The organism is Ruegeria sp. CDSA077 (assembly GCF_059612265.1).
On record NZ_JBXWQG010000001.1, the window covers coordinates 1,331,130 to 1,355,359 of the forward strand.

General features: G+C 56.7%; 23 protein-coding genes. 8 read left to right on the forward strand and 15 right to left on the reverse strand.

Features of this window, described 5'->3' with window-relative positions; translation table 11 throughout:
- Positions 1–58: 58 nt before the first annotated feature.
- Together AC2FLE_RS06695 and AC2FLE_RS06700 are read right to left on the reverse strand one after the other, a co-directional pair.
- Positions 59–283, reverse strand: a complete 225-nt coding sequence (locus AC2FLE_RS06695) for a succinate dehydrogenase assembly factor 2 (RefSeq protein ID WP_282021852.1) — start codon at positions 281–283, stop codon at positions 59–61.
- 32 nt (positions 284–315) lie between these two features.
- On the reverse strand, positions 316–705 hold the full coding sequence (locus AC2FLE_RS06700) for a helix-turn-helix domain-containing protein (RefSeq protein ID WP_142632968.1): 390 nt from the start codon (positions 703–705) through the stop codon (positions 316–318).
- A 92-nt stretch (positions 706–797) separates the two neighbouring features.
- On the opposite strand from AC2FLE_RS06700, the gene AC2FLE_RS06705 reads away from it, so the two are divergent.
- Together AC2FLE_RS06705 and AC2FLE_RS06710 are read left to right on the forward strand one after the other, a co-directional pair.
- Complete coding sequence (locus tag AC2FLE_RS06705) at positions 798–2,000, forward strand: pyridoxal phosphate-dependent aminotransferase (RefSeq protein WP_496695937.1); 1,203 nt, start codon at positions 798–800, stop codon at positions 1,998–2,000.
- An 11-nt stretch (positions 2,001–2,011) separates the two neighbouring features.
- A complete protein-coding gene (locus AC2FLE_RS06710) occupies positions 2,012–2,413 on the forward strand; it encodes a hypothetical protein (RefSeq protein ID WP_271947903.1) in 402 nt (133 codons plus the stop codon).
- Positions 2,414–2,420: 7 nt separating this feature from the next.
- Here AC2FLE_RS06710 and AC2FLE_RS06715 read toward each other — a convergent pair whose 3' ends face one another.
- Both AC2FLE_RS06715 and ppk2 read right to left on the reverse strand, forming a co-directional pair.
- A complete protein-coding gene (locus tag AC2FLE_RS06715) occupies positions 2,421–3,773 on the reverse strand; it encodes an MATE family efflux transporter (protein ID WP_282021853.1) in 1,353 nt (450 codons plus the stop codon).
- A 116-nt stretch (positions 3,774–3,889) separates the two neighbouring features.
- The gene (ppk2, locus tag AC2FLE_RS06720; RefSeq protein ID WP_142632960.1) at positions 3,890–4,816 is read right to left on the reverse strand and encodes a polyphosphate kinase 2; all 927 of its coding nucleotides are present in this window, start codon (positions 4,814–4,816) and stop codon (positions 3,890–3,892) included.
- Positions 4,817–4,927: 111 nt separating this feature from the next.
- On the opposite strand from ppk2, the gene AC2FLE_RS06725 reads away from it, so the two are divergent.
- A complete protein-coding gene (locus tag AC2FLE_RS06725; RefSeq protein WP_496695940.1) occupies positions 4,928–5,803 on the forward strand; it encodes an alpha/beta fold hydrolase in 876 nt (291 codons plus the stop codon).
- 3 nt (positions 5,804–5,806) lie between these two features.
- Here the strand turns inward: AC2FLE_RS06725 and AC2FLE_RS06730 are convergent, their stop codons facing one another.
- The gene (locus tag AC2FLE_RS06730) at positions 5,807–6,415 is read right to left on the reverse strand and encodes a carboxymuconolactone decarboxylase family protein (RefSeq protein ID WP_496695941.1); all 609 of its coding nucleotides are present in this window, start codon (positions 6,413–6,415) and stop codon (positions 5,807–5,809) included.
- Positions 6,416–6,686: 271 nt separating this feature from the next.
- Between AC2FLE_RS06730 and AC2FLE_RS06735 the strand changes: the two genes are divergently transcribed.
- The 3 genes from AC2FLE_RS06735 (at position 6,687) to AC2FLE_RS06745 (ending at position 10,242) form a co-directional block, all read left to right on the forward strand.
- A complete protein-coding gene (locus AC2FLE_RS06735; protein ID WP_496695943.1) occupies positions 6,687–7,241 on the forward strand; it encodes an NYN domain-containing protein in 555 nt (184 codons plus the stop codon).
- Between the two features lie 215 nt (positions 7,242–7,456).
- On the forward strand, positions 7,457–9,415 hold the full coding sequence (gene parE / locus AC2FLE_RS06740; protein ID WP_496695944.1) for a DNA topoisomerase IV subunit B: 1,959 nt from the start codon (positions 7,457–7,459) through the stop codon (positions 9,413–9,415).
- Positions 9,416–9,573: 158 nt separating this feature from the next.
- Positions 9,574–10,242 (forward strand): hypothetical protein, encoded by a 669-nt coding sequence (locus AC2FLE_RS06745; protein ID WP_496695946.1) that lies wholly within the window; start codon positions 9,574–9,576, stop codon positions 10,240–10,242.
- Positions 10,243–10,377: 135 nt separating this feature from the next.
- On the opposite strand, the gene AC2FLE_RS06750 is transcribed toward AC2FLE_RS06745, so the two are convergent.
- The 9 genes from AC2FLE_RS06750 to AC2FLE_RS06790 all read right to left on the reverse strand — a co-directional run bounded on the left by AC2FLE_RS06750 (position 10,378) and on the right by AC2FLE_RS06790 (position 20,863).
- On the reverse strand, positions 10,378–11,157 hold the full coding sequence (locus tag AC2FLE_RS06750) for an alpha/beta hydrolase (RefSeq protein ID WP_496695948.1): 780 nt from the start codon (positions 11,155–11,157) through the stop codon (positions 10,378–10,380).
- Between the two features lie 60 nt (positions 11,158–11,217).
- Positions 11,218–12,363 carry an iron-containing alcohol dehydrogenase gene (locus AC2FLE_RS06755; RefSeq protein WP_496695950.1) on the reverse strand — a complete coding sequence of 382 codons (1,146 nt, stop codon included), beginning with the start codon at positions 12,361–12,363 and terminating at the stop codon, positions 11,218–11,220.
- On the reverse strand, positions 12,360–13,742 hold the full coding sequence (locus tag AC2FLE_RS06760; protein WP_496695952.1) for an aldehyde dehydrogenase family protein: 1,383 nt from the start codon (positions 13,740–13,742) through the stop codon (positions 12,360–12,362). The genes AC2FLE_RS06755 and AC2FLE_RS06760 overlap by 4 nt, the downstream gene beginning before the upstream one ends.
- A 130-nt stretch (positions 13,743–13,872) precedes the next feature.
- On the reverse strand, positions 13,873–15,234 hold the full coding sequence (locus AC2FLE_RS06765) for a glutamine synthetase family protein (protein ID WP_496695954.1): 1,362 nt from the start codon (positions 15,232–15,234) through the stop codon (positions 13,873–13,875).
- A gap of 57 nt (positions 15,235–15,291) precedes the next feature.
- On the reverse strand, positions 15,292–16,977 hold the full coding sequence (locus tag AC2FLE_RS06770; protein WP_496695956.1) for a Na/Pi cotransporter family protein: 1,686 nt from the start codon (positions 16,975–16,977) through the stop codon (positions 15,292–15,294).
- Between the two features lie 146 nt (positions 16,978–17,123).
- Positions 17,124–18,158, reverse strand: coding sequence for a TRAP transporter substrate-binding protein (locus AC2FLE_RS06775; protein ID WP_142632938.1), 1,035 nt, complete (start codon positions 18,156–18,158; stop codon positions 17,124–17,126).
- Between the two features lie 52 nt (positions 18,159–18,210).
- Positions 18,211–19,530 carry a TRAP transporter large permease gene (locus AC2FLE_RS06780; RefSeq protein WP_271947929.1) on the reverse strand — a complete coding sequence of 440 codons (1,320 nt, stop codon included), beginning with the start codon at positions 19,528–19,530 and terminating at the stop codon, positions 18,211–18,213.
- Entirely contained in the window at positions 19,527–20,111 is a 585-nt protein-coding gene (locus AC2FLE_RS06785) for a TRAP transporter small permease subunit (RefSeq protein ID WP_142632934.1), read from the reverse strand. The genes AC2FLE_RS06780 and AC2FLE_RS06785 overlap by 4 nt, the downstream gene beginning before the upstream one ends.
- The gene (locus AC2FLE_RS06790) at positions 20,108–20,863 is read right to left on the reverse strand and encodes an N-formylglutamate amidohydrolase (RefSeq protein ID WP_496695959.1); all 756 of its coding nucleotides are present in this window, start codon (positions 20,861–20,863) and stop codon (positions 20,108–20,110) included. Before AC2FLE_RS06790 ends, AC2FLE_RS06785 begins: the two co-directional genes overlap by 4 nt.
- 156 nt (positions 20,864–21,019) lie before the next feature.
- Between AC2FLE_RS06790 and AC2FLE_RS06795 the strand changes: the two genes are divergently transcribed.
- Positions 21,020–21,889, forward strand: a complete 870-nt coding sequence (locus tag AC2FLE_RS06795; RefSeq protein ID WP_496695961.1) for a MurR/RpiR family transcriptional regulator — start codon at positions 21,020–21,022, stop codon at positions 21,887–21,889.
- An 838-nt stretch (positions 21,890–22,727) separates the two neighbouring features.
- Here the strand turns inward: AC2FLE_RS06795 and AC2FLE_RS06800 are convergent.
- Positions 22,728–23,402, reverse strand: coding sequence for a TIGR04283 family arsenosugar biosynthesis glycosyltransferase (locus AC2FLE_RS06800; protein WP_496695963.1), 675 nt, complete (start codon positions 23,400–23,402; stop codon positions 22,728–22,730).
- A 73-nt stretch (positions 23,403–23,475) separates the two neighbouring features.
- On the opposite strand from AC2FLE_RS06800, the gene ygfZ reads away from it, so the two are divergent.
- Positions 23,476–24,213: a CAF17-like 4Fe-4S cluster assembly/insertion protein YgfZ gene (gene ygfZ / locus AC2FLE_RS06805; protein WP_496695964.1), complete on the forward strand. Its 738-nt coding sequence runs from the start codon at positions 23,476–23,478 to the stop codon at positions 24,211–24,213.
- Positions 24,214–24,230 lie beyond the last annotated feature (17 nt).

Consider the following 24,230-nt stretch of genomic DNA (forward strand, 5'->3'; position numbering starts at 1 on the left):
GCGCAGTTTCAGGCAGAATGAAGCGAAAAGCCGAAAAATCAGTTAAGCCGGATAATCTTTATTTTTGAAAGGTTTGTGCGATTTCGGAAACGAGGTCCGAGAATTGGGTAGGTGGCAGGACCTGACCGGTGACCCATTGATACAGGTCCTGATCATTCTCGTGCAACAGGGCGTCGTAAACATCCAGCCCTGTTGCATCCATGGAGTCCAGATTGCGGTCTGCATAGGCAGCCAGAATCAGATCCATCTCTTTGATGCCGCGTCGCATGGAACGCATTTTCATCCGTTTGATCCTGACATTGCGCGGTTCGGCCACTATTCCGCCTCCAGCATCATGCGCACACGTTTCTCCAGCCTTGCAGCCCGCTCGGCGCTAGCGCGCATCTCGCCTCGGATTGAACGAAGCTCGGATACGATTCCGGCCAGGTCAGGTGCGTTTTCTCCAGCCTCGACAGGGGCGTCCATCCCGTCGCCCTCGCCGGTGAGAAGCCACATGATCGAAACGTTGATCATGCCTGCCATCATCGACAGTCGGTTGGCCCGGGGCTCAGACAGATCATTTTCCCAGGCGGCAATCGTAGACTTCTTGACACCCAGCCTGCGGGCCAGATGTGCCTGCGTCATCCCCGCTGCTTCACGCGCCCCTGCCAGCCGGTCTCCGAATGTCGCCGCGTCGGGTCCGTACCAGTCATTTTCGTCGTTCATCGGGGTCTCCAAATCTCTTGTTTTATATCGCTTGATCGTCGTTCGGGCGCACCCTATGACAGTCAGGCTAAACATACAAACTGAGGCCGACCATGAGTTTCCTGTCTGCGACACTGTCACGCGTAAAACCATCTCCAACAATCGCGATGACAGCCAAGGCGGCCGAATTAAAGGCAGCCGGACGAGACGTAATTGGCCTAAGCGCCGGAGAGCCAGATTTCGACACGCCCCAGAATATCAAGGATGCTGCGGTGGCGGCCATCGCCGCTGGAAAGACCAAATACACCGCGCCCGATGGCATACCAGAGCTGAAGCAGGCGGTTTGCGCCAAGATGAAACGTGATCATGGACTGGATTATACGCCTGCTCAGATCTCGGTCGGAACCGGTGGCAAGCAGACGTTGTATAACGCTCTGATGGCCACCATGAACGCGGGCGATGAGGTGGTCATACCTGCGCCCTATTGGGTCAGCTATCCCGATATGGTTCTTCTGGCCGGGGGAACGCCTGTGACAGTTGAAACGACCCTGGAGAACAGTTTCAAACTAACCGCTGAACAGCTTGAGGCAGCTATTACCCCAAAGACCAAATGGTTCATCTTCAACTCTCCGTCCAACCCAACCGGTGCAGGGTATAGCCGGGCGGAATTGAGAGCTTTGACCGATGTCCTGATCAGGCACCCGCATGTTTGGGTAATGACAGATGATATGTACGAGCATCTGGCCTATGACGGGTTTGAATTCTGCACACCGGCCGAAGTCGAGTCCAGGCTTTATGACCGCACCCTGACCTGCAATGGTGTATCCAAAGCTTATGCGATGACTGGCTGGCGGATTGGCTATGCAGCAGGGCCTGCCGAATTGATTGCGGCAATGCGCAAGGTTCAGTCGCAATCGACCTCGAACCCCTGCTCGATCAGCCAATGGGCGGCGGTAGAGGCGCTGAACGGTACACAGTCCTTTCTGGCCCCGAACAATGAAACGTTCAAACGCCGCCGTGATCTGGTCATCAGCATGCTGAACCAGATCGAAGGAGTGACCTGCCCAACTCCTGAAGGTGCGTTTTACGTCTACCCTTCCATTTCCGGGTTGATCGGAAAGACCACGCCTGCGGGCACTTTGATCGACACAGACGAAGCCTTCGCAACCGCGCTTTTGGAAGAGGCTGACGTTGCAGTCGTCTTCGGCGCTGCGTTTGGGTTGTCCCCCAACTTCCGCGTCAGCTATGCTACGTCAGATGAAGCGCTGACCGAAGCCTGCACGCGCATTCAGAGGTTTTGTGCTTCGCTGACCTGATCGGAGACCTTATGACTGCCGAATTGCCTGAGTACTATTTCCGCATACGCGAAAACGGTGCCGCGGTTTTCCGGATCGACACGGAAAACCGCCAACGTCGGATTGAAATGAACCAGATCGCGGTCATCAACATCCGCAATGGAGAGGTGAAGCCGCAGGGTCAGCGCGCTCTGACTGAGGCGGATCAGGCCGAAATCGAGCGCTGGATGGCAGAACGTAAAGATCTTCTGGCGCAGCGCGATATCGACGATATTCACCGCGCGGTGGACTATCTGAACCTAACCACACAGTGGGCCCAGTCCAAAGCGACTGACCAACAGCTCGAGGACGTTACGGACCGGCTACTACTGGCGATGCATGATCTGCGCAGCGTATTGGTTCGGAAGAAAGCTGACCGGCTGAACAAAGGCTAATTTGCCTTCACGCTGCCGGTTCAGCGATCATACGCACTGATCGTAACCAGAAGCGCGCCATCAACAGTACGGCGGCACAGGCAAGACCCAGCACAAGGCCCAACCAGACACCCACGCCCTCCATGCCGCGGATGAACCCAAAATAGTAGGACGCCGGAATTCCGACGACCCAATAGCTTAGCCCGGCCATGACCATTGGCACCTTGGCATCCTGCAATCCGCGCAAAAGGCCCAACGCGATCACCTGTGCACCGTCCACCAGCTGGAACAACGCAGCCATGGCCAGCAACCCGGTACCTATGGCCAGAATCTCGGGGCGTTTCGGATCCTGCGGTTCCACAAATACGGAAATCAGAGGCTCGGCGCAGGTCAGGAACAGGATGATTGTCAGGATAGACACCACAAGAGACATCCCTGTCACGGCGACGGCTCCTTTTTCCAGATGCGCGCGGTCCTTGCGGCCAAGCGCATTGCCCGCCCGGATCGTGGCGGCGTTGGACAGGCCCAGATGCACCATGAATGTCGCCGAGGCGAGGTTCAGAGCGATCCCATGCGCCGCCAGCGGCACCTGACCGATCCAGCCCATCATAAAGGCCGACATCGCGAACAGAGACACTTCGGCCAGCAGGGTCAGCCCGATGGGTATGCCTAGCTTCAGAACGCTCAGCAGCATCTCCCAGTCGGGCCGCCAAAACCTTTGGAACAGGCTATGCTCGGGCAGAACTTTTACAGCATAGATGATAACCGCAATTAACGACACGGTCTGCGTCACGACCGAAGCGATAGCGGCGCCCATCACGCCCAGTTCAGGCGCACCCCAGTTGCCAAAGATCAAAGCATAGTTGGTCAGACCGTTCACCACCGCAGCTGCAACAGTGATCCACAAAACAACCTGGGTTCGCTCCAACGCCGCAAGGTAGGACTTCAAGACCATTACCACCAGAGCGGGGAACAGACCCCAGCCTGCAACCCGCAGGTATTCCGATGCAGTTTCTGCCACCTGTGGATCCTGATCTGTGGCGATCAAGATCGGGTATGACCACCACAGCAATGGCATTACCACTGCTGCATATAGCAACGACAACCAGAGCCCCATGCGGGTCGAACGGCGAATGCTGGTTTCATCGTCTTCGGCAGCGGCTGTTGCCACCATTGGCATAACGGCCAGACCGAACCCGCCCCCGAACAGGAACAGGACAAAGTAAAAGCTGCTGGCCAACGTGACCGCCGCCAGAGCTTCGACCCCGTACCAGCCAAGCATGATCGTGTCTGTCAGACCGATTGCGAACTGCGCCAGATGCCCGCCAACCAATGGCAGGCCCAGGACGGCAATGGCACGGAAATGGCCTTGATATGTCATCACCTTATTCATTCCACCAGCCATAGGCCCGGGGAAAGGCCGGGACAAGACCGGAACAGAGAAATTTCAGAGTGAGACATCGATCCGGGACAGGTGCCCTGCCCCGAACCTTAGGCCTAGCAGCGGGCGTCAGGATGCAGCGCGTTGCCCAGAATATGCTCGGATCGGTGGATCACATGATGCGCCTGACCCACGATCAAAGGATCGGGCTCGCCAACAATGCCGTGATCCTTGTCCGGGTAATCAAGTGTCGACAGAAAGTGGCGCATACAGTTCAGACGAGCGCGTTTTTTGTCATTCGATTTCACGATAGTCCAGGGCGCATCAGCGGTGTCTGTATAAAAGAACATCGCCTCTTTCGCCTCGGTATAGTCATCCCATTTGCCAAGGCTTGCCTTGTCGATCGGAGATAGTTTCCATTGCTTCAACGGATCGGTCTCACGGCTTTGAAACCGCCGCTGTTGTTCGGGTTGCGTGACCGAAAACCAGTATTTGTAAAGCTGAATTCCCGACCTCACCAACATCCGTTCAAGCTCTGGCGTCTGGCGCATAAACTCTAGGTACTCGTTCGGAGAACAGAACCCCATCACCCTCTCGACCCCGGCGCGGTTGTACCAAGAGCGGTCGTAGAACACCATTTCACCAACGGTGGGAAGCTCGTGCACATAGCGCTGATAGTACCATTGGCCCTTTTCTTCCCAGGTGGGTTTGTTAAGGGCGACCACGCGCGCCTGACGGGGGTTCAGGTGTTCCATAAACCGTTTGATTGTACCGCCTTTACCAGCCGCATCGCGCCCTTCGAACAGCAATACGAACCGTTGACCGGTTTCCTGCGCCCACAGCTGAACCTTAAGCAATTCAGCCTGCAGTTTGGCCTTCTCGGCCTCATAGACCCGCCGGGGCATCTTGCGATGATAGGGATATCTTCCGCTTTCGAATGCCTTGCGGATCTTTTCCGGGCTTGGCTCGGAAACAGCACCTGCAACAGGTGTTTCGTCATTCACGCGTGGTAGATTTTGCTCGGGTTGCGCAGCTGCATCCATACATATTCTCCTTTTTTTCACTGTTCGAAAAAACGGCTAGCAGAACCGAAGCTTTCGCGCTTTGATTGGGGTCAAACCAAATTCACTTATACGGCGAAAAGGCCAAGAAACATGGAAACCCGATTTCAGATCCTGAATGGCCAGAGGTTTCATATTCGCCGTTGGGGGTCATCCGACCTGCCACCCTTGCTGATGCTGCACGGCTTTCCGGAATATGGTGGGGCATGGGCCGATCTGGCGCCGCATCTGGCATCTCATTTCCATTGCATTGCCCCTGATCAACGCGGTTACGGCCAAAGCTGGGCACCAGAAGGTGTCGGCCAATATGCCACGTCCGAGCTGGTCTCGGATATGATCGCACTTGTCGAAGGTCTGGATACGCCAATCAGTGTTCTGGGCCATGACTGGGGCGCCGCGGTCGCCTATGGCCTGGCCATGATCCGCCCAGATCTCGTCGGTCGTCTGATCATCGCAAACGGCGTTCACCCGGTGCCCTTCCAACGGGCTATGGCATCGGGCGGCGCACAATCCGCGGCCTCTCAATATATTAACGCGCTACGGGCCCCTGATGCCGCAACACACTTTGCCGCGAACAATTTTACCCGCTTGGAAAGTTTCTTTCGCCACGGGATGGGCTTGGACTGGCTGTCCGACGACCGGATGGAGGACTATCGCACTGAATGGGCCCGTCCCGGTCGTCTGAATGCCATGCTGAACTGGTATCGGGCCTCTCCGCTGGTTGTGGCGAAACCGGGCGAGCCCTGCACAGACCTGCCCCGGCTTCCGGTCGAGCGGCTGATGGTTCGTTGCCCACATCTTTTGCTATGGGGCTCCGATGACAAAGCGCTGCTGCCCGAGACGACAGACGGTCTGGAAGATTTCGCGCCCGACCTCACACGAGTCGATATTCCGGGCACAGATCACTGGTTACACCACCAGAAGCCCGAAGCATTGGCACAGGCAATCATTGAGTGGACAGACGGCTGAGGCCTATTTATGCCCCCAATCGGCAGGATCAGCCGAGTTATTGGGGGACAGCCCCAGAATGTCACCATCGGTGGAACATCCCAGCCCCAGAACGGTGCGGTTAGCATAGGCGAAATAGGCGCAGACCTGATTGATCTCGAGGATTTCTCCATCATCCCACCCCGCCTTGCGTAGGGCGGCGATGTCACCTTCCACCAATTCTGCAGGGGCCTGCGTCAGCTTGCGCGCATACAGCATGGCCGCAACCTGAGCAGCCTCCAATGGTGCGCTTTCGGGTGTCCCAACTTCGATCGCGGCACGGATTGCATTACCGCGCACTTCGTCGCCTAACAGCTTTTGCAACCCGTTGAAATGATGCTCGACACAGTACCCGCAGTGGTTCAGGGAACTGACCCAGACACCCAGAGTTTCGAGAAACCACTTGGGAATCTGATTGGCCGAATGGTGCAGCACATTCTTGTACAGCGCCATATGTCCTTCCATCGAATGCGGCCGCAGGGAATGCGCCATCATGATGTTGTCGACATTGTTGTCGGGGCCGGTCACCCGCTCATACAGCTTGCGCAGCTTGCCCGTAGCTTGTTCGAAAGGAATGGTTTTGATCCAGCTCATTTGGCATGCCCTGTTACTGTTGTTCAGCTTCGCGAAAAGACTAGAAGCGAAAACTGAGCGTTGCGAGGTAAAAAGCAGAACTTTTAGCACCTCGGGGCATCGAACCAGATAGATACACAAGGTTCGGGATTTTTATACAACGTTTTGGGCTGCACATAGCGCCAATCCCAACACCACGTCGCCCCGGGCCCCACTATATTTTAATTTTCATTTCGGTGTTTTATTCGCTTCAGTTACATAGACTATCAATTTTGCGAAAGAGATTCTGGAATTGCGCATACTCTGTTCTGTCTTCGTGCTCTCCGGGATAGGCACCGTCGTCGCATTGACGCAACCCGGGCTCACCGATTGGGTATTGCTGGCTGGGCCCTGCGCATTGGCAAGTGTGATATTGCTGCTCAAAAACTGGCTGAAGCGCTTTCAAAAAGCAAGAAAGTGGGCCGTCGTTGACGGATCAAACGTCATGCACTGGAAGGACGATGTTCCAAGTATCGAGACCGTTCGCGAGGTCACGATCGCACTGACCAAAGCAGGGCTAACGCCCGGAGTGGTCTTTGATGCGAATGTGGGATACAAAATTTCTGATCGATACATGAGTGACAAATATCTGGCGTCCAAGCTTAGGCTACCGAGAGATCGCGTTATGGTCGCTCCAAAAGGAACACCAGCAGACCCATTAGTCTTGCAAGCCGCCAGGGATTATCAAGCCACCATCGTTACGAATGACCGATTCCGCGATTGGGCTGATGACCACCAAGATGTTCTAAACGACAGAAAACCAATACGCGGCGGTTACAAGGACGGAATGCTTTGGTTGTCTCTTTGATACCTCACTCATTTACGGGTAGCTTTGCCTGACGTATTCGCTTGTATGTCTGTGCTTAGCCAAAGACAGACACCACAGAACGTCCAATTCCAAAGCATCGCTCCTACTCCTCGCGCTTCCAAGACCCAAACCATCCACAACACCTCGCGTCCCCCTTCCCCCGGACCACATCACCTGCCATAATAGGGGGAAACTCAAAAACAAGAGCAGCCCATATGCCCGACGATCTGTTGACGCCCGAAGCGACCAATACCTATGACGCCTCATCCATTGAGGTGCTCGAAGGTCTTGAACCTGTTCGCAAACGCCCCGGCATGTATATCGGCGGCACGGATGAGCGTGCGCTGCACCATATGGTCGCTGAAATCCTCGACAACTCGATGGACGAAGCGGTGGCAGGCCATGCCAACCGGATCGAGGTCGAACTGCATGCAGATTACGCCCTGACCGTGCGCGACAATGGGCGCGGCATTCCGATCGATCCGCACCCGAAATTCCCCGACAAATCCGCGCTTGAGGTCATCCTGTGCACATTGCACGCGGGCGGCAAGTTCTCGGGTAAGGCGTATCAGACCTCGGGCGGTCTGCATGGGGTTGGCGCATCTGTGGTCAATGCTTTGTCGGATTCCATGGTTGTTCAGGTGGCCCGGGACAAACAGCTGTTCGAACAACGCTTCTCGCGTGGAGTACCTCAGGGCCCCGTCGAAAAGGTCGGCGCTGCCCCCAACCGGCGCGGTACAACAGTAACTTTCCATGCCGACCCCGACATCTTTGGCCACCACAAATTCAAACCCGCGCGGCTGTTCAAATCCATCCGCTCCAAGGCCTATCTGTTCTCGGGCGTCGAAATCCGCTGGAAAACCGCCATCGACGACGGCGAAACCCCGACCGAGGCGACGTTCCACTTTCCCGGCGGGTTGTCGGATTACCTCAAAGAGACGATGAACGGCTCGTCCACCTATGCCGACCAGCCCTTTGCCGGCACCGTGGATTTCCGCGAAAAATTCAACGCCCCCGGCAAGGTCGAATGGGCGATCAACTGGACCCCCTCACGCGACGGGTTCATCCAATCCTACTGTAACACCGTCCCCACGCCCGAAGGCGGCACCCATGTGGCGGGGTTCTGGGCCGCTGTTCTCAAGGGGATCAAAGCTTACGGCGAGCTGATCAACAACAAAAAGGCCGCGCAGATTACCCGCGACGATCTGATCACCGGCGGCTGCGCCCTGGTGTCCTGCTTTATCAGCGAGCCTGAATTCGTCGGCCAGACCAAAGACCGCCTCGCCACGGTCGAAGCTCAGCGGTTGGTCGAAAACTCGGTCCGTGACCATTTCGACAACTGGCTGGCCGCGGATAACAAATCCGCCGGAGCGATCCTCGACTTCCTCATTCTAAGGTCTGAGGAGCGCCTGCGCCGACGGGCTGAAAAGGAAACGCAACGCAAGTCCGCCACTAAGAAACTTCGTCTCCCCGGCAAGCTGGTGGACTGTTCCAGTTCAACACGGGACGGCACCGAATTATTCATCGTCGAGGGCGACTCGGCGGGCGGCTCGGCCAAGATGGGCCGCAACCGCAAAACACAGGCGCTGCTGCCCCTGCGCGGCAAAATCCTGAACGTGCTGGGCGCGGCCAGTTCCAAGCTGGGCACCAATGCCGAGATCAACGATCTGACCCAGGCGCTGGGTGTGGGCCTCGGCACCCGTTTCAACGTCGACGACCTGCGCTATGACAAGATCATCATCATGACCGACGCGGATGTTGACGGCGCGCATATCGCGGCTCTGCTGATGACGTTCTTCTTTACCCAGATGCGGCCCATGATCGACGCGGGCCACCTCTACCTCGCCTGCCCGCCGCTGTATCGCCTGACGCAAGGCGCCAAACGCGTCTATTGTCTGGACGAGGCCGAGCGCGACGCATGGATGGAAAAAGGTCTGGGCGGCAAAGGCAAGATCGACGTGTCCCGCTTTAAGGGTCTGGGTGAAATGGACGCCAAGGACCTGAAAGAGACCACAATGGACCCGGCCTCCCGCAAGCTGATCCGCGTCACAATAGACGAGGACGAACCCGGCGAGACCGGCGACCTGGTCGAGCGTCTGATGGGCAAAAAACCCGAACTGCGGTTCCAATACATTCAGGAGAACGCGCGGTTTGTGGAGGAGTTGGATGTTTGAGGAAGAAATCTAGTTCTTTCTCAATGGGTGCTGGGTGACTCTGAGTTCTGAATTTGCTCGCCTATCCAGTCGGGTATACCTGACTAGCATCAAATTGGAACCGCTTTAGACTGAGCACACTAAATTCATCAACCTTTTTAGTTGTATCGGTGAAGTAGTTGGCGAAGCTCCTAGTGTCTTTAAATGCTTGCACACCAATAATTTTTTGGCTCGGCAGTGGGTTTTCTGCACTGTCAGAAAGCAACCGAGAGGATGTTTGGGAGCATTGCCGCCCAGACGATAGCTGCGTAGTCGAATTCGGTCATTTAGCCAATCAGACCACCGATCCTTACATGTTTTCCGGGTATGTCGTTGATGAAAACAGCAACAAGTGGGCAAGTCATCGACGTTCCATACACAGATATTCCGATGTACGCGATTGCCTTGTAAGGAGCGAGAAGCTCAAAGAAAAACCAAACTTGCTATTGATCGATTGGGATCGCGTGGGGTTCGATCATGCTGCCGAAGTCTGCGTTTTCCGCATCGCGCGCAGCTTAGGGGACGTGGAAGTTCTAAGAGACTGGTTTGGTTACCATGGCTTCAGAACAAAAGGGCCAAACAGATCATTTTCTGAAAGCTACAAACCACGATATGAAACTCAATCGGTGCAAGGCCTTTCCGCCAAATGGAGCGGTGCAGAGTTCAAATCCCAATACATGGCGCGCAAAAGCTTATTGTTTCATATTTTTGCAAACACTTACGGAATCGGCGGGTACGCCTTCAATGTCGGTTTGGCAGAAGACGATCGTATCGTGGCCATTGAGGCGAGTTGGACTGGAAAACACTGAAGTAGCTGAATGTTCTCAGCGCTGCCCAAAACGCTCCGCGCCCGCCTTAAGGAGCGGGTCGAGCGCGTGCTTGATGCTTTGCATCAAGCATTGTGTGAATAGTTTAGTACGTCTCCACTATCCGTAGGCCGGGCTTCAGCCCGGCATCACCGGCACCCCATCCAACCACTCCGCAATCTGCCCGACTGGCCCCTCCCACCCGGGCTCCATGAACAGAAAATGCGCGTGGTTCTCGACCGGCAGAAACGTCGCGCGGTCTCCGTAGAGCTTCGCCAACGTGCGGCAGGTGTTTGGGTTCACGGCACGATCCTCGGTGCCGGATACGATCAGAACCGGGCAGTCGACCTTGTCGATATCCAGCTTCATCGCGTGGTGGTCGTCGAACATCCAAAAGAACATCTCGAACATCACCCGCCCGCTTTCGGCACCCAGCTGGTCGAACACCGCGTGCTGCTGCGCCTCGGGCATCTTGTTCAGCGCAAAGGGCGCCATCAGATCGAACTCAACGCGCATGGGCTGTTTCCAGAACGCCCCGCCCTCCATCAACGCACGCGGAACGGCGCGTTCGTCGTCGGTTTCGGGCAGTGTGCCCCACGGCGCGTTCGGGTTGATCAGAACGATGGCGCTGGCCAAGCCGCGCGCTGCCACCTGCTGCGCCACAACGCCCGCGATGGCATGGCCCAGAATAACCGGTTTGCTGTCCAGCCTCTGAACAAAGTCGGCAATGTCATTTGTATAGTCCGTCACGCTGGTGTCGGTCAGCCCCGGATCGGGTTCGGCCTTGGGATCGCCACCATGGTACCGCAGAGCGGGCGTGTGCACCATCCAGCCCCGGTCGCGAAAGAATTCTGCGTAATCGGCCATACACCACGGTCCGGCAAAGGCTCCGTGGATCAGAACAATCTCTTTGGTCATGGAAACGCCCCCCTCACCTGCCATCAATATGAGAGATGAGGGAGCGGATCGGCAAGAGGCTTACAGCGCCGCTTTGAACAGCGCTGTCAGGTTGTCCTCGGTCAGTTCAATCGGATTGCCGCCGCAAGAGGGGTCGATGATCGCCCCCTTGACCAGTTCGGGGATTGCCGCATCGGTCACTTTCATATCCGAGAGTTTGCGGGGGATACCCAGCGAATCATTAAACTCCTGCACAAAGGCGCGGAACCCGTCAAAGCCTCCATCGATGCCCAAATAGGCCGCGGCCTGCTGGAACCGGTCGGCGATGGCGGGGGCGTTGAACTCTAGCACCGCGGGCATACAGACTGCGTTGGTCGTCCCGTGATGGGTGTTGAATACCGCGCCAATCGGGTGGCTCATCGCGTGGATCGCGCCGAGGCCCTTTTGAAAGGCCGTGGCCCCCATGGCTGCCGCGCTCATCATCTGGGCACGGGCTTCGATATCGGTGCCATCGGTATAGGCGCGCGGCAGGTAGTCCTTGACCAGCCGCATCCCCTCGAGCGCGATGCCGTGTGACATCGGGTGGTAATGCGGGCTGGAGAACGCCTCGACACAATGGGCAAAGGCGTCCAAACCGGTGCCCGCGGTGATGAATTTCGGCATCCCCACGGTCAGTTCCGGGTCACAGATCACCACGGTTGGCAGTACCTTAGGGTGAAAGATGATCTTTTTCGCGTGGGTTTCCGAATTGGTGATGACGCTGGCGCGCCCGACCTCGGACCCGGTGCCAGCGGTGGTTGGAACCGCAATGATCGGCCCGATGACATCAGCATCTGCGCGGGTCCACCAGTCGCCAATATCTTCGAAATCCCAGACCGGGCGCGTCTGACCGGCCATGAAGGCCACCATCTTACCCAGATCCAGCCCCGAGCCACCGCCAAATGCGATTACCCCGTCATGGTCGCCTGCCCGATACGCCGCAACGCCGGCCTCAAGGTTCTTCTCATTGGGGTTCGGATCCACTTCGCTAAACAGGCCACGCCCCAGACCCGCAGCCTCAAGAATATCCAGCGTCGCCGAGGTGATCGGCAGATCAGCCAGCCCCTTGTCCGTGACCAGAAGAGGGCGTTTCATTCCGGCCGCAGCGCAGGCTTCGGGCAGTTCCTTGATGCGGCCAGCGCCGAATTTGATCGCGGTCGGATAGGACCAGTTTCCAGACAGGCTCATGATGTCACCTTCTTCAGATGGTAGGATTTGGGGCGGGTAAGGTTGTGATAGCCGATGACAGAAAGACCACCGCCACGCCCGGTATTCTTGCAACCGGTCCAGCACAGGCCCGGATCCAGATAATCGGCGCGGTTCATGAAGACGGTGCCAGTTTCAATCTGGTCACCGACCTGCGCGGCCCGGTCCACGTCGCGGGTCCAGAGGCTGGCGGTCAGGCCAAACTCGCTGTCATTCATCAGCGCGATGGCTTCGGCATCCGACGACACTTTCATGATACCAACTACGGGGCCGAAACTCTCATCCCGCATCACCCGCATGTCGTGTGTGACATTGGTCAGGATTTGCGGGGTCAGATATGCCCCCCCATCATCCTCGGGGAAAGTGTCGATATGGGTAACTGCGCCATCCGCGACTGCCTCGACAATCTGCGCGCGGACCTCATCGGCAAAGCGTACATTGGCCATCGGTCCAATCGTCGTCTCTGCATCCAGCGGATTGCCCAGCTTGTAGCCCTGAATAATCTCTACCGCTTTGGCAACGAACGCATCATACAGGCTTTCGTGCACGTAAATCCGCTCAATCCCGCAGCAGCACTGGCCCGCGTTGAACATCGCACCGTCGATCAGCGTATCAACAGCTGCGTCCAGATCGGCGTCGTCCATGACATAGCCTGGATCCTTGCCGCCCAACTCGGTACCGACCCCGGTGAATGTGCCCGCCGCCGCACGTTCCATCGCCTGACCACCACCGACCGAGCCGGTGAAGTTCACGAAATCAAACGCATTTCCAGCGATCAAATCGTTAGTCACATCATGACTCAGGAACACATTCTCGAACACATCCTCAGGAACACCTGCCGAATGGAAAGCCTGCGCCATCCGCTCACCCACCAACAAGGTCTGGGTCGCGTGTTTCAGCACCACGGTATTGCCCGCAATCAACGCCGGGGCCACCGTGTTGATCGCCGTCATGTACGGGTAGTTCCAGGGCGCCACGACAAAGACCACCCCGTGCGGAATGCGTTTGATATAGCGCCTGAAGACCTCATCCTCGCCCACCGCAATATCGGCCAGTGCACCCTGCGCGATCTCGGCCATATGGCCGGCGCGCTCGTTGAACCCGCCGAACTCTCCGCCGTAGCGCACTGGGCGCCCCATCATATGGGCCAATTCGAGCACGATTTCGTCATTCATCGCACCAACAGCGGCGACACCCGCCATCACGAGATCAATTCGCTCTTGTAATGGGCGTGCTGCCCAGGCTGTTTGCGCTTCCTTGGCCCGCGCGGCCACCTCAAACGCTGCTTCGCGCGATAAGGTTTCGCGCTCATCATAAACCGATCCATCGATCGGCGAGATGCATTTCAACATCTGCCCCATCTCCACTCCATCCTCTAAAAAGCAGAATCTCCTGCTTTATCTGGCCAACACAAACCTCGGGGGCCGTCATTGATGCGCCATTGGCTCAAGCACCAATAGCGGCAGGCAGGGCCCCCAGCTTCGTCCACCCTCAGGCCCGTTCGAACCCGCGGGCAATTTCCCAATCAGTAACCACGCTTTCGAATTCCTCGATTTCCACCTCGGCGGCGCGCGCATAGTGATCAACAACTTCGTCCCCCATAGCGGCCCGCAACATGGTTGAGCCAAGCAGGGCATCCCGCGCAGCGGGCAGGTTGCCGGGGATCATGCCGGACTCGCTCTGATACGCATCGCCTTTGGTTGGTGGTTCAAGCTCCAACCCCTCCTCGATGCCCGCGATACCCGCCGCCAACATACCAGCAATCGCCAGATACGGGTTCATATCCGAGCCCGGAATACGGCATTCCACGCGAACCGATTTGGTTCCATCACCACACAGTCGGAAACCGGCGGTGCGGTTGTCGACCGACCAGATGATCCGCGTCGGCGCAAAACTTCCTTTTTGGAAACGCTTGTAGCTGTTGATGTAGGGGGCCATGAAACACGTATAATCGGCAGCGTATTTCAACAACCCGGCCATATAGCTTTTCATTACTGCCGACATGCCGAGCGGATCTTTTTCGTCGAAAAAGATTGGCCTTCCCTCAGACCACAGCGACTGATGCACATGGGATGAACTACCAACCTTGTCATGATGCCATTTCGGCAGGAACGTGGCCGCATGCCCGTGCTGCCAGGCGATTTCCTTCACCGCATTCTTGGCGATCGAGTGATACTCGGCCGTTTCCATGGCGGCGGCGTATTTGATGTTCAACTCTTCCTGACCGGTCTCGGCCTCGCCCTTCGTATTCTCGACCGGGATGCCCGCGTTCCACAAATGATTGCGGATGGGACGCATCACATGCTCTTCCTTGGTGGTCTGCAGGATATGATAATCCTCATTATAGCCCGAGATCGGCGCCAGATCGCGAAACCCTTCCTTGCGGATCTGGTCAAAGCTCTTCTCAAACAAAAAGAACTCCAACTCAGTGGCGCACATCGCATCGTAACCCATGGCTTTCAGGCGTTTGACCTGTTTCTTCAGGATCGACCGGGGCGCGTGCGGGACCTCTTCATGCGTGTGGTGATCCAGAACATCGCACATCACCATCACCGTGCCCTCAAGCCACGGCACCGGGCGCAAAGTGCTGAGATCAGGTTTCATGACGTAATCGCCATAGCCCCGCTCCCAGCTGGTCGATGCAAATCCGTCAGGCGTGCCCATTTCCAGATCTGTCGCCAACAGATAATTGCAGCAATGGGTCTCTTGCCAAGCGCCTGCCACAAAGTGACCGGCGTGAAACCGTTTGCCCATCAGCCGCCCCTGCATGTCCACCATGCAAACAAGAACGGTGTCTACTTCACCTGCTTCAACCTTGGCTTTGAGGTCCGCCAACACAGCATCATGGCCCATCATGTTCATCCTTCATCACAATCGGGCCCACCGCGCCCCTGTTCCCATCGACGGCCGTTAGTCTTCGGCCGCTTCTTTCTCCATTTCCATAACCAGCCGCGTTTCCAGAACCTGTCCGCTTTTGTAGAGGATCGGATAGGCGATGGCCGCGATATGGCCGTGCAGATCGCGCATAGCGCGCAGTGCCTCCAGATGCAGATCGCTGGACTGGAAACTTTCCGTTTGACCACGCTCCAGCCGCTTTAGATGCGCCTTGCGGCTGTCGCGGGACATCTTTTTGATCTCGGCCTTATCCAGAACAAGACGGCGGGCACAGTCGACGTCATCCACCAACAAAACGTGTCGCGCCAGCGAAAAACTTTCCAGAATGGTGGCGTGTAAATCCTTGAGTTCTTTCCACCCCTGGGCGGAAAACTCGGACCTTTCCATGTGTTTATTCTTTGCTGAACGCGTCATTCTGTTCGACACGACATCTCCAGCGGCCTCGAGCCGAATAGCGTATTCCACCAGACCACGGGCGGCTTTGATCTGAGACTTGCTCATATTCTGCCGCGGCAACCGCGCGACAAAGCGTCGGATTTCCGTCAACTGGGCGTTTACCATTTCATCCTGCTGCGACAGGGCGGCAATGGTATCAATGTCGTCACGCTCATAGATATCCAGCACCGGGCGGAACATGCGTTCGACCTGCGTGACCATCTGCAACAATTCGTGGCGCACCGAGGACATCGCAACATCAGGGCCTGTGGCACTGGGGTCGCCTAGCGGATTAAGAGCACCCGAGAATTGATCTGCCACACCAGATTCAGGGTCGGTCTCGGGCATGAGCAATGCCATCGGCGCTTCCATCCGGGTGACGAATCCGGTTGCCAGCAGAAACACCACGAGGTTGAAACCGATATGGGCAAAGATCAACGATTGCCCCGGCCCGCTGATCATCAATGCGGCATGGGTCCCGGTGACGTTGACAGCAAACAGCATCACAAGCGCCGCACTGCCGCGCAGCAACAGGTTGGCTATCGGTATCCGGCGGGCCGAAACGATCTGGTCGCGCGTCAACCAGATCGGAATAAAGGCCGAGCCCAAATTTGCCCCCAATACCAACGACAAACCCGCCGCGAATGGGATTGCCCCGATCTGTACCAGCGTCACGCACATCAGGATTGTCGCAACCGAGCTGTGCATGACAAAGGCAAGCACAGCTCCAACGATGAAGGCACTGAAATAGTCGCTTTCAAGATAGCCCGCGATGGCCGGCAAAAAGGCGCTTTCGCGGATCGGATCGACAGCATCGCGCAAAAATTGCAGTGATACCAAAATGAAGGCTACACCCAGAACAATCCGCCCCATCAGGCGAACATTTGCCCGATCAGATTTGAGGTAGAGCCACCCGCCCAGCGCCAGCAACACCGGCTGCAACCATCCCAAATCATAAGACAGTATCTGAATGACCAGAGCCGATCCCAGATCGGCCCCCAAAACCCCCGCCAGGGCGATGCCAAAACTGACCATTCCGGCCGCCGCAAACCCTGTCAGCAAAACCGCCACGGCGGCTGAACTTTGCAGGATCGTAGCCAGAACCATACCCGCGCCACCGGCGACAAAACTGTTTGAATGTCGGGTCAAAAGCGATTGAAATAGCGCGCCAAATCGCCGCTCAATCCCCGTACGAACCAGGCGAACGGCGAAAAGCAGCAACATGGTTGCGGCAAAAATCTCGATCAGAAAACCAGCGATGGCCATGTGTTCATACCCCGTCCGACCGGTGAGCAGCACTGTGCATCCGGTTTCGCATCTCTGTTATTGGGATTGATATGAACATAAGAGGTGTCGCCAGGTGATGTCCAAACCCGACGCGAGAGGAGTTACCCGCGTCGGGAAGTTGCTTATTATCCGTAACGATAAGGCCGTCCGGCCTTGAGCATGTCGGCGTTGTATTGCTTGAATATCTCAACAACCCTCGCCTTGATCTCAGATTCTGCCGCAATCTCATCCCAGAATGCGATTGCCGCGCCTTCGACCTGTGCCCATTCCTCATCCGGGATCGTGGTAAGCTGCATCTTGTCTCCATTGACCCGCAAGCTGGCCTCGCCGCCCCAGTACCACCACTGGCGGTAGTAATGCGACTGGTCACAGCAAACACGGAACAGCGTTTGCAGATCTTCCGGCAACTCGTTCCAGCGATCCATGTTGGCAAAGAAAGACCCGGCCCAGGCGCCTGAGATGTTGTTGGTCAGGAAGTAGTTGGTCACGTCCGCCCAGCCGACAGTGTAATCCTCGGTGATGCCCGACCATGCGATGCCGTCCAACTCGCCGGTCTGTACGGCGACCTCGATATCTTCCCATGGCAGTGTAACTGGTACCACACCGAACTGGCTGAGGAAGCGACCCGCTGTAGGGAAAGTGAAGACACGCTTGCCTTGCAGGTCCGCCAGGCTGTTGATTGGATCCTTGGTGGCGAAATGGCACGGGTCCCATGCGCCAGCCGAGATGTGCTTGACCCCGACTTTCGAGTATTCTTCGTCCCAGATTTCGTTCAGACCGTACTGATTGAACAGAACCGGTACATCCAGGGAATAGCGCGAGGCAAACGGGAAATAGCCGCCGAACACTGTGACATCGGTGGGCGACGCCATCGAGTCATCATCGGACTGTACCGCATCAATGGTGCCTTTCTGCATGGCACGGAACAGTTCGCCTGTCGGAACAAGCTGGTCAGCATAGAACAGCTCGATCTGCATCCGGTCACCGGCGATCTTGTTGAACATCTCGATTGCCGGGTCGATCACATGCGCAGCCAGCGCAGGACCGGCATAGGTCTGCATGCGCCACGTGATCGTGCTTTGAGCCAGCGCCGGTGCGGCCAGAGGTGCGGCTGCGACCCCTACCCCGGCGGTTTTCAGAAACTTACGTCTTGTCGTCATGTCAATTTCCTCTCTGTTGAAGTGCTTCGTGCCTCTTCGAAAGGCATTCTTGTTAATTTCCATAGACATAGCCGGGCAGCCAAAGAGCCAGTTCCGGGAAGATCATGATAATCGTAAGCGCCAGAACCATCACGGCGACGAACGGAAAGATCGAGCCATAGATATCCCTCAGCGTGATTTCTGGTGGGGCCATCGCGCGCATCAGAAATAGGTTATAGCCGAAAGGCGGTGTCATATAGGCGATCTGTGTGGTGATCGTGTACAGAACCCCGTACCAAATCAAGTCAAAGCCCAGCGCACCAACCAGCGGTACATAAAGCGGGGCGACAATGACCAGCATCGCGGTGTCGTCCAGAAACGTGCCCATGACAATAAAGCTGAGCTGCATCAAGATCAGGATCATCCAGGGTGACAGGCCCAACTGGTCGGTGAACAAGTTGTCGATTGCCTTCACCGCACCAAGCCCGTCGAAAACCGCGCCAAAGCCCAGCGCAGCCAGGATGATCCACATGAACATACAGGATATCGCCAGCGTATGCTTGGTGCAGGATTCGAAAATCGCCCAGGTCATCCGGCGTTTGGCGATTGATACTACCAGCGCCGCCAGCGCCCCGATGGCCGAGCTTTCAACCAGTGACGTCCATCCGTTCACGAATGGGACCATCATCGACGCAAAGATTATCAGCGGCAGCGCTCCAGCGGCCAGCAACCGGATCTTCTCGGCCCGCGGGACCTCATGCGCGTCTTTCATCGCTGGGCCGAGCTCGGGCTGAATGCGGCAGCGGATCCAGATGTAAAGGATGAACATACCAGCCATCATCAGCCCGGGCACGATCCCCGCCAGCCATAACTGTCCCACAGGTTGACGGGCGATCATCGCATACAGCACCAGAACCACCGAAGGTGGTACAAGAATACCCAGACTGGACCCGGCCTGAATGACGCCGGTCACCATGGTTTTGTCGTACCCGCGTCTCAACAGTTCAGGCAAAGCAATCGTAGCTCCAATGGCCATCCCGGCCACGCTGAGGCCATTCATGGCAGAAACCAAGACCATCAAACCAATCGTCCCGATGGCAAGCCCGCCGTTCACCGGCCCCATCCAGACATGGAACATGCGATACAGGTCATCCGCCAGCCTGCTTTCGCTGAGCACATAGCCCATGAAAATGAACATTGGCAGGGTCAGCAGCGGATACCACTTCATCAGCTTCATCGCGGCTGAAAACGTGATGTCCTGCCCTCCGGTTCCCCACAATGAAAGCGCCGCGATCGTCGCAACCGCACCGATCGCACCAAAAACGCGCTGACCGGTGAACAGCATCAGCATCATCAACGCGAACATGAAGATGGCGATATATTCCTGGCTCATGCCCGCTGTACCCCGATTTCCTGCCCGTTGATCCGCGCAATGTCTTTGAAAAATTCCGAGACTGCCTGCAGCAACATCAGGAAGAAGCCGAAAACCATGATGGATTTGACCGGCCAGATATACGGCCGCCACGCGGTCGAGGAACGTTCAAGCCGACCGATCTCTTCACTGCCGGTCAGCAGTCCGGTGAAGTAGGAAACGGGTTCGTCGCCCCAATAACCAAGGCTATACGCCGTCGACCCAAGCCCACCGTAGAACAGCACACCCAAATAGAGGATCAGCAAAAGCACGGTGAACGCATCGAACCACGCTTTTCGTTGGGGGCTCCAGTTGTGGTAAAACAGGTCCATGCGCACATTCGAACCCAGCTGAATCGAATATGGCCCACCCATGATGTAATAGGTCACCATCGCAAACTGTGCCATTTCAAGTGTCCAGAGCGACGGTAGGAAGAAGGTCTTTGATATCGAAGACCACAGCAGGATGCCCATCATGACAAACAGGCCCCACATCATGACCCGCCCGATCCGATAGTTGATCGCATCCACGATACGGACATATGCGCTCATCGCTTTGATCACGCTGACGCCCCTTCCTGAAAACCGGACAGAACACGCGCAATCCAGGGCACCAGGCAATCGGCCATCTCTGCCCGCTGCTTAGGCGTGCGGATCAAGTCATTGCGGATCTCGATCATCACGTTCAGCAAGCGGTGGGGCAGCGCCTGGGTATCCAGTGTATGAGCTACTCCATCCGCCGCAGAATAAGGCTCATTCAGCCTGATGATAAAGGGGCTGCCGATAGCTTCGTCAGCCATCATCGCTGTGGCAAACTGGTTGTCCACTCCGTGCAGAATACCCAGTTCGACCTGTCGTTTCTGCCCCAGATAGATCGGCGTGAAACTGTGGATTGTCACCATCAGCCTAAGTGAAGCGCTGTGTTGATCGATCAAATCCGACAGAGCGGCGCAAAACGGCTGATACACGTTTTCGATTCTGGCCACTCGCTGCTCGGGCGACATGTTGATGTTCGCCGGGATTTCGTAATCCTCGCTGCGGATCGGCATTGCACCCGCCGCCTCGGGCGGGCGATTGCAGTCATAGACCAGCCGAGACACCCCGCCATGGACCAAAGGTGCTGACATGCGTTTGGCCATAGCCTGCGCCACGGCCAGTGCGCCTGGATCCCAGGCAATATGACTTTCGCGTGCTTCAGCGCTTAGCCCCATATCACCCAGAAAAGCCGGGATACGATTAGACGCATGTTCGCACACCAGCACGACCACAGGCGCATTGCCCGCCAAATCCGTATGAACAACTTTGCCGAAGTCCAATCTACCGTCCTGCGATTCCAAAATGAGACATTGTGGAAAAATTTCCACAGACCGCATCATCCTGTCAATATTTTTTCTGTATAAATTTTTCCAAGCTTGATCTTGCTGAAAAATTATTCACATTATGGTCTGGTCGCATAATAGGAGGACACGCCAGTGCGGGTGACAGACAGGCTTCTGGCCCATCGGGACAAGATGACCCCGTCTGAACGGCAACTGGTCAGCGTTCTGCTGGATGATTACCCGATGGCCGGGCTGGGCGGTATCACCGAATTGGCCAGTACCGCCTCAGTCTCGACCACTACGGTTGCACGGATGCTGCAAAAGACCGGTTTTGACGGATATCCTCAATTTCAGGCCGCGCTGCGTGGTGAGGTCAAAGAAATGATCTCGGGGCCAGTAGCCAAACGTGATGTCTGGCAGAATGACCTGCCCGAAGAACATATCCTCAACCGCTATTCCCAGCGTTCTCTGGCCAACCAGAAGCGCACAATCGACGAGATCGACCCCAACGAATTCGATAGCTTCTGCAGCCTGCTGAGCGATCAGAATCGGCGTATTTTCATCACCGGTGGCCGCATTACCGGAACACTGGCGCAATACCTGTATCTGCACCTGCAAATGATCCGACCGGATGTCCGCCTGTTGCCGGTCGCCGCATCCTGGACCCATGATCTGTTGGACGTGCGTCAAGGGGATGTGCTGATCGCGCTGGATGTCCGGCGCTATGAGAACGCGAGCCTGCTGATTGGTCAGCTCTGCCACGAGCGCGGGGCCGAAATCGTGCTGTTGACCGATCAGTGGCGCTCGCCAATCCACCGGCTGGCCAAACACACATTCGCGGCGCGCATCTCGGTGCCTTCTGCCTGGGATTCGATGGCTGCGATACTGACCCTGATGGAATGCGCCATAGCCGAAGTTCAGGAACGGCTTTGGGATTCGGTCAAAGATCGCACGGTCGAACTGGAACAGGCCTTTGATCGCACCAAGCTGTTTCGGAAATTCGGTCAAAGTTCGGGCTCTTAGCCTCGGATTGTTCCAAAACTACAACTGCCCGTGAGGAGTGTTGCCACTTGACCGGCGGTTGGTCACTTTGTTTCCATGACATTTATTACCGAAAACCAGTTGCCGCTGCTGATTCTGTTTTTTCTGATCGGCACAGTCGGCACAGCGTTCCTGTTTCGCAAACCAGCCGGGCATCGCGCATGGAAACTGGCTGATCTGGTCTGGGTGGTTCTGGGCGGGGTCGGCGCATTGGTTGCGGTGATGGCCGGGCTTTATACAGCGGACAGTTCCCGTCTGGACCGGCAGATTGACGTTGCCTATGCCGCAACGCTTGCCTTTGACCGCGACGCCGCGCGGTTTCGTTTGCGGTTCTGCGACCCGGCCTATGACAAGGATATCGGAGCGCTGTGCGAAAAAGTTGAGTTCCTTTCAGCCTCCACCGCAAGCAACGCTGACCTGCCCTTGTTTATTGCCGTAACAAACGAAGTCGCTCCTCTGAGGGGGTTACAATTCCTGTTTGGACGGCAGGCCCGGGAAGAGCGCGATGACATGCGCGCGATGACATCGAAGGTGCACTCATTCGACGTCGACCAGTTTCTGGTGTTCACAACGCTGGATGACCCGACACAGGAAGCTATCGACAATCTGCGCAGGAAAGTTCCCGCAATCGCAGGCGACTATTTGATCTTGGCCCAAAGTTACGATGACCTTGTCACTCAGGTCGGCAAGCTTAAGGATGAATGGGAGTATTTGCGGGAAAACGGGCATATTCTGGTGCTTCAGATCATTGCGCTGTGCCTTGTCAGTTTCGCCGCCCCGTTCCGGCTGGGCAAATCCATTGTCGAACTCAGAACGACGCTTACTGCCGGTACGCCCGCGCCAACCGCTCGGGATCAGCGCCCAGAAGATAGCGGATCAGAGTCCACAGATTCCGACCACCACGACGCAACCACCCCGCCCGTTCATACCGGTCCGCGCTCGTAAAGGCGCGGGCGGACAACAGCGTGATGCGGCGCAACTTTTTGGCAAGCGCCACGTCCTCCATCAACGGCTGTTCCGGGAAACCGCCTGCATCTTGATATTCAGAACGCCGGACTAGCAAGCCCTGGTCACCATAGGGCAACCCAAAGATCCGGCTACGAAGATTGGCCCATCCGGCAACCCAGGATGGCGCAAACCCCGCGGCCACAAAGGCCAGTCTGAACGCCGCAGGTCGCCCCGAGGGCAGATGATCCCGCACAACATTGCTCCACCCGTCCTGCAAAACCGTATCCGCATGAAGTACCAACAGCCAATCGGCTTTGGCGGCTGCACAACCACGGCGCAGCTGCCCCCCGCGCGAGGCTTCTCCGGTCACGAACCTGGCCCCGGCATTCTCGGCGATTTCATGGGTTTTGTCGGTAGAGCCTGCGTCCGACACAATCAATTCGTGGATCAACCCTGCGCGCAGCCCCTCCATCAGCGCTCCAAGTGTAGCAGGCAAGGTTTCGGCCGCGTTCAGGGTTGGAATTACAATACTGATCGGTGCCGGCACGTCGGATATCCTCTGGTCTTATGAGCGACTTCTCATATATCACGAGCACCATGGAAAAGACGAGGACTCTGCCATGCCCAATCGCCGCATTCTGCGCCTAACCGGTGCCGACGTTGACAGCTTCTTGCAGGGGCTGGTGACCAATGACATTGCCGGGCTTGATCGGGGTCTGGTCTATACGGCGCTGCTGACCCCACAAGGCAAGTATCTGGCCGATTTCTTTCTGAAACGCGAGGGCGACGATATCTTGCTGGACGTCGCCGAGGTTATTGCCGACGGGTTGATCAAACGTCTGAGCATGTACAAGCTGCGCGCCGACCTAACGATCGAAGCCAGCGGCCTGAATCTGCAACGCGGCACTGGCCTGGCACCCGATGGGGCCCTGCCCGATCCGCGCCATTCAGATATGGGCTGGCGCGCATATACCGAAGATGAGGAAGGCGAGGACGGAACCGATTGGAACGCGATCCGCGTGCTCCATTGCATTCCCGAAACCGGAATCGAGTTGACCGAAGACAGTTATATTCTGGAATCAGGGTTCGAGTTGCTGAACGGTGTTGATTTCAAAAAAGGGTGTTATGTCGGTCAGGAAGTGACCGCGCGCATGAAACACAAGACCGAGCTGCGTAAAGGGCTGCGCACGGTACATGTCGCGGGCACCACGCCTGTCGGAACCGAAATAACTGCTGACGGGAAATCCGTGGGGCGCCTGTTTACCCAAGCGGATGGCCAGGGGATCGCATATCTCAGGCTCGACAGGGCCAAGGGCGATATGCAGGCGGGCGACGCGACCGTGCGCCTGACGGAATGAAATTTCTCGAATACAGC

What these genes read in the sequence shown, in the direction of transcription:
- AC2FLE_RS06695 (WP_282021852.1), bottom strand. Translation starts at nt 283, where the DNA reads ATGAAAATGCGTTCCATGCGACGCGGCATCAAAGAGATGGATCTGATT.
- AC2FLE_RS06700 (WP_142632968.1), bottom strand. Translation starts at nt 705, where the DNA reads ATGAACGACGAAAATGACTGGTACGGACCCGACGCGGCGACATTCGGA.
- AC2FLE_RS06705 (WP_496695937.1), top strand. Translation starts at nt 798, where the DNA reads ATGAGTTTCCTGTCTGCGACACTGTCACGCGTAAAACCATCTCCAACA.
- AC2FLE_RS06710 (WP_271947903.1), top strand. Translation starts at nt 2,012, where the DNA reads ATGACTGCCGAATTGCCTGAGTACTATTTCCGCATACGCGAAAACGGT.
- AC2FLE_RS06715 (WP_282021853.1), bottom strand. Translation starts at nt 3,773, where the DNA reads ATGACATATCAAGGCCATTTCCGTGCCATTGCCGTCCTGGGCCTGCCA.
- ppk2 (WP_142632960.1), bottom strand. Translation starts at nt 4,816, where the DNA reads ATGGATGCAGCTGCGCAACCCGAGCAAAATCTACCACGCGTGAATGAC.
- AC2FLE_RS06725 (WP_496695940.1), top strand. Translation starts at nt 4,928, where the DNA reads ATGGAAACCCGATTTCAGATCCTGAATGGCCAGAGGTTTCATATTCGC.
- AC2FLE_RS06730 (WP_496695941.1), bottom strand. Translation starts at nt 6,415, where the DNA reads ATGAGCTGGATCAAAACCATTCCTTTCGAACAAGCTACGGGCAAGCTG.
- parE (WP_496695944.1), top strand. Translation starts at nt 7,457, where the DNA reads ATGCCCGACGATCTGTTGACGCCCGAAGCGACCAATACCTATGACGCC.
- AC2FLE_RS06750 (WP_496695948.1), bottom strand. Translation starts at nt 11,157, where the DNA reads ATGACCAAAGAGATTGTTCTGATCCACGGAGCCTTTGCCGGACCGTGG.
- AC2FLE_RS06755 (WP_496695950.1), bottom strand. Translation starts at nt 12,363, where the DNA reads ATGAGCCTGTCTGGAAACTGGTCCTATCCGACCGCGATCAAATTCGGC.
- AC2FLE_RS06760 (WP_496695952.1), bottom strand. Translation starts at nt 13,742, where the DNA reads ATGGGGCAGATGTTGAAATGCATCTCGCCGATCGATGGATCGGTTTAT.
- AC2FLE_RS06765 (WP_496695954.1), bottom strand. Translation starts at nt 15,234, where the DNA reads ATGGGCCATGATGCTGTGTTGGCGGACCTCAAAGCCAAGGTTGAAGCA.
- AC2FLE_RS06770 (WP_496695956.1), bottom strand. Translation starts at nt 16,977, where the DNA reads ATGGCCATCGCTGGTTTTCTGATCGAGATTTTTGCCGCAACCATGTTG.
- AC2FLE_RS06775 (WP_142632938.1), bottom strand. Translation starts at nt 18,158, where the DNA reads ATGACGACAAGACGTAAGTTTCTGAAAACCGCCGGGGTAGGGGTCGCA.
- AC2FLE_RS06780 (WP_271947929.1), bottom strand. Translation starts at nt 19,530, where the DNA reads ATGAGCCAGGAATATATCGCCATCTTCATGTTCGCGTTGATGATGCTG.
- ygfZ (WP_496695964.1), top strand. Translation starts at nt 23,476, where the DNA reads ATGCCCAATCGCCGCATTCTGCGCCTAACCGGTGCCGACGTTGACAGC.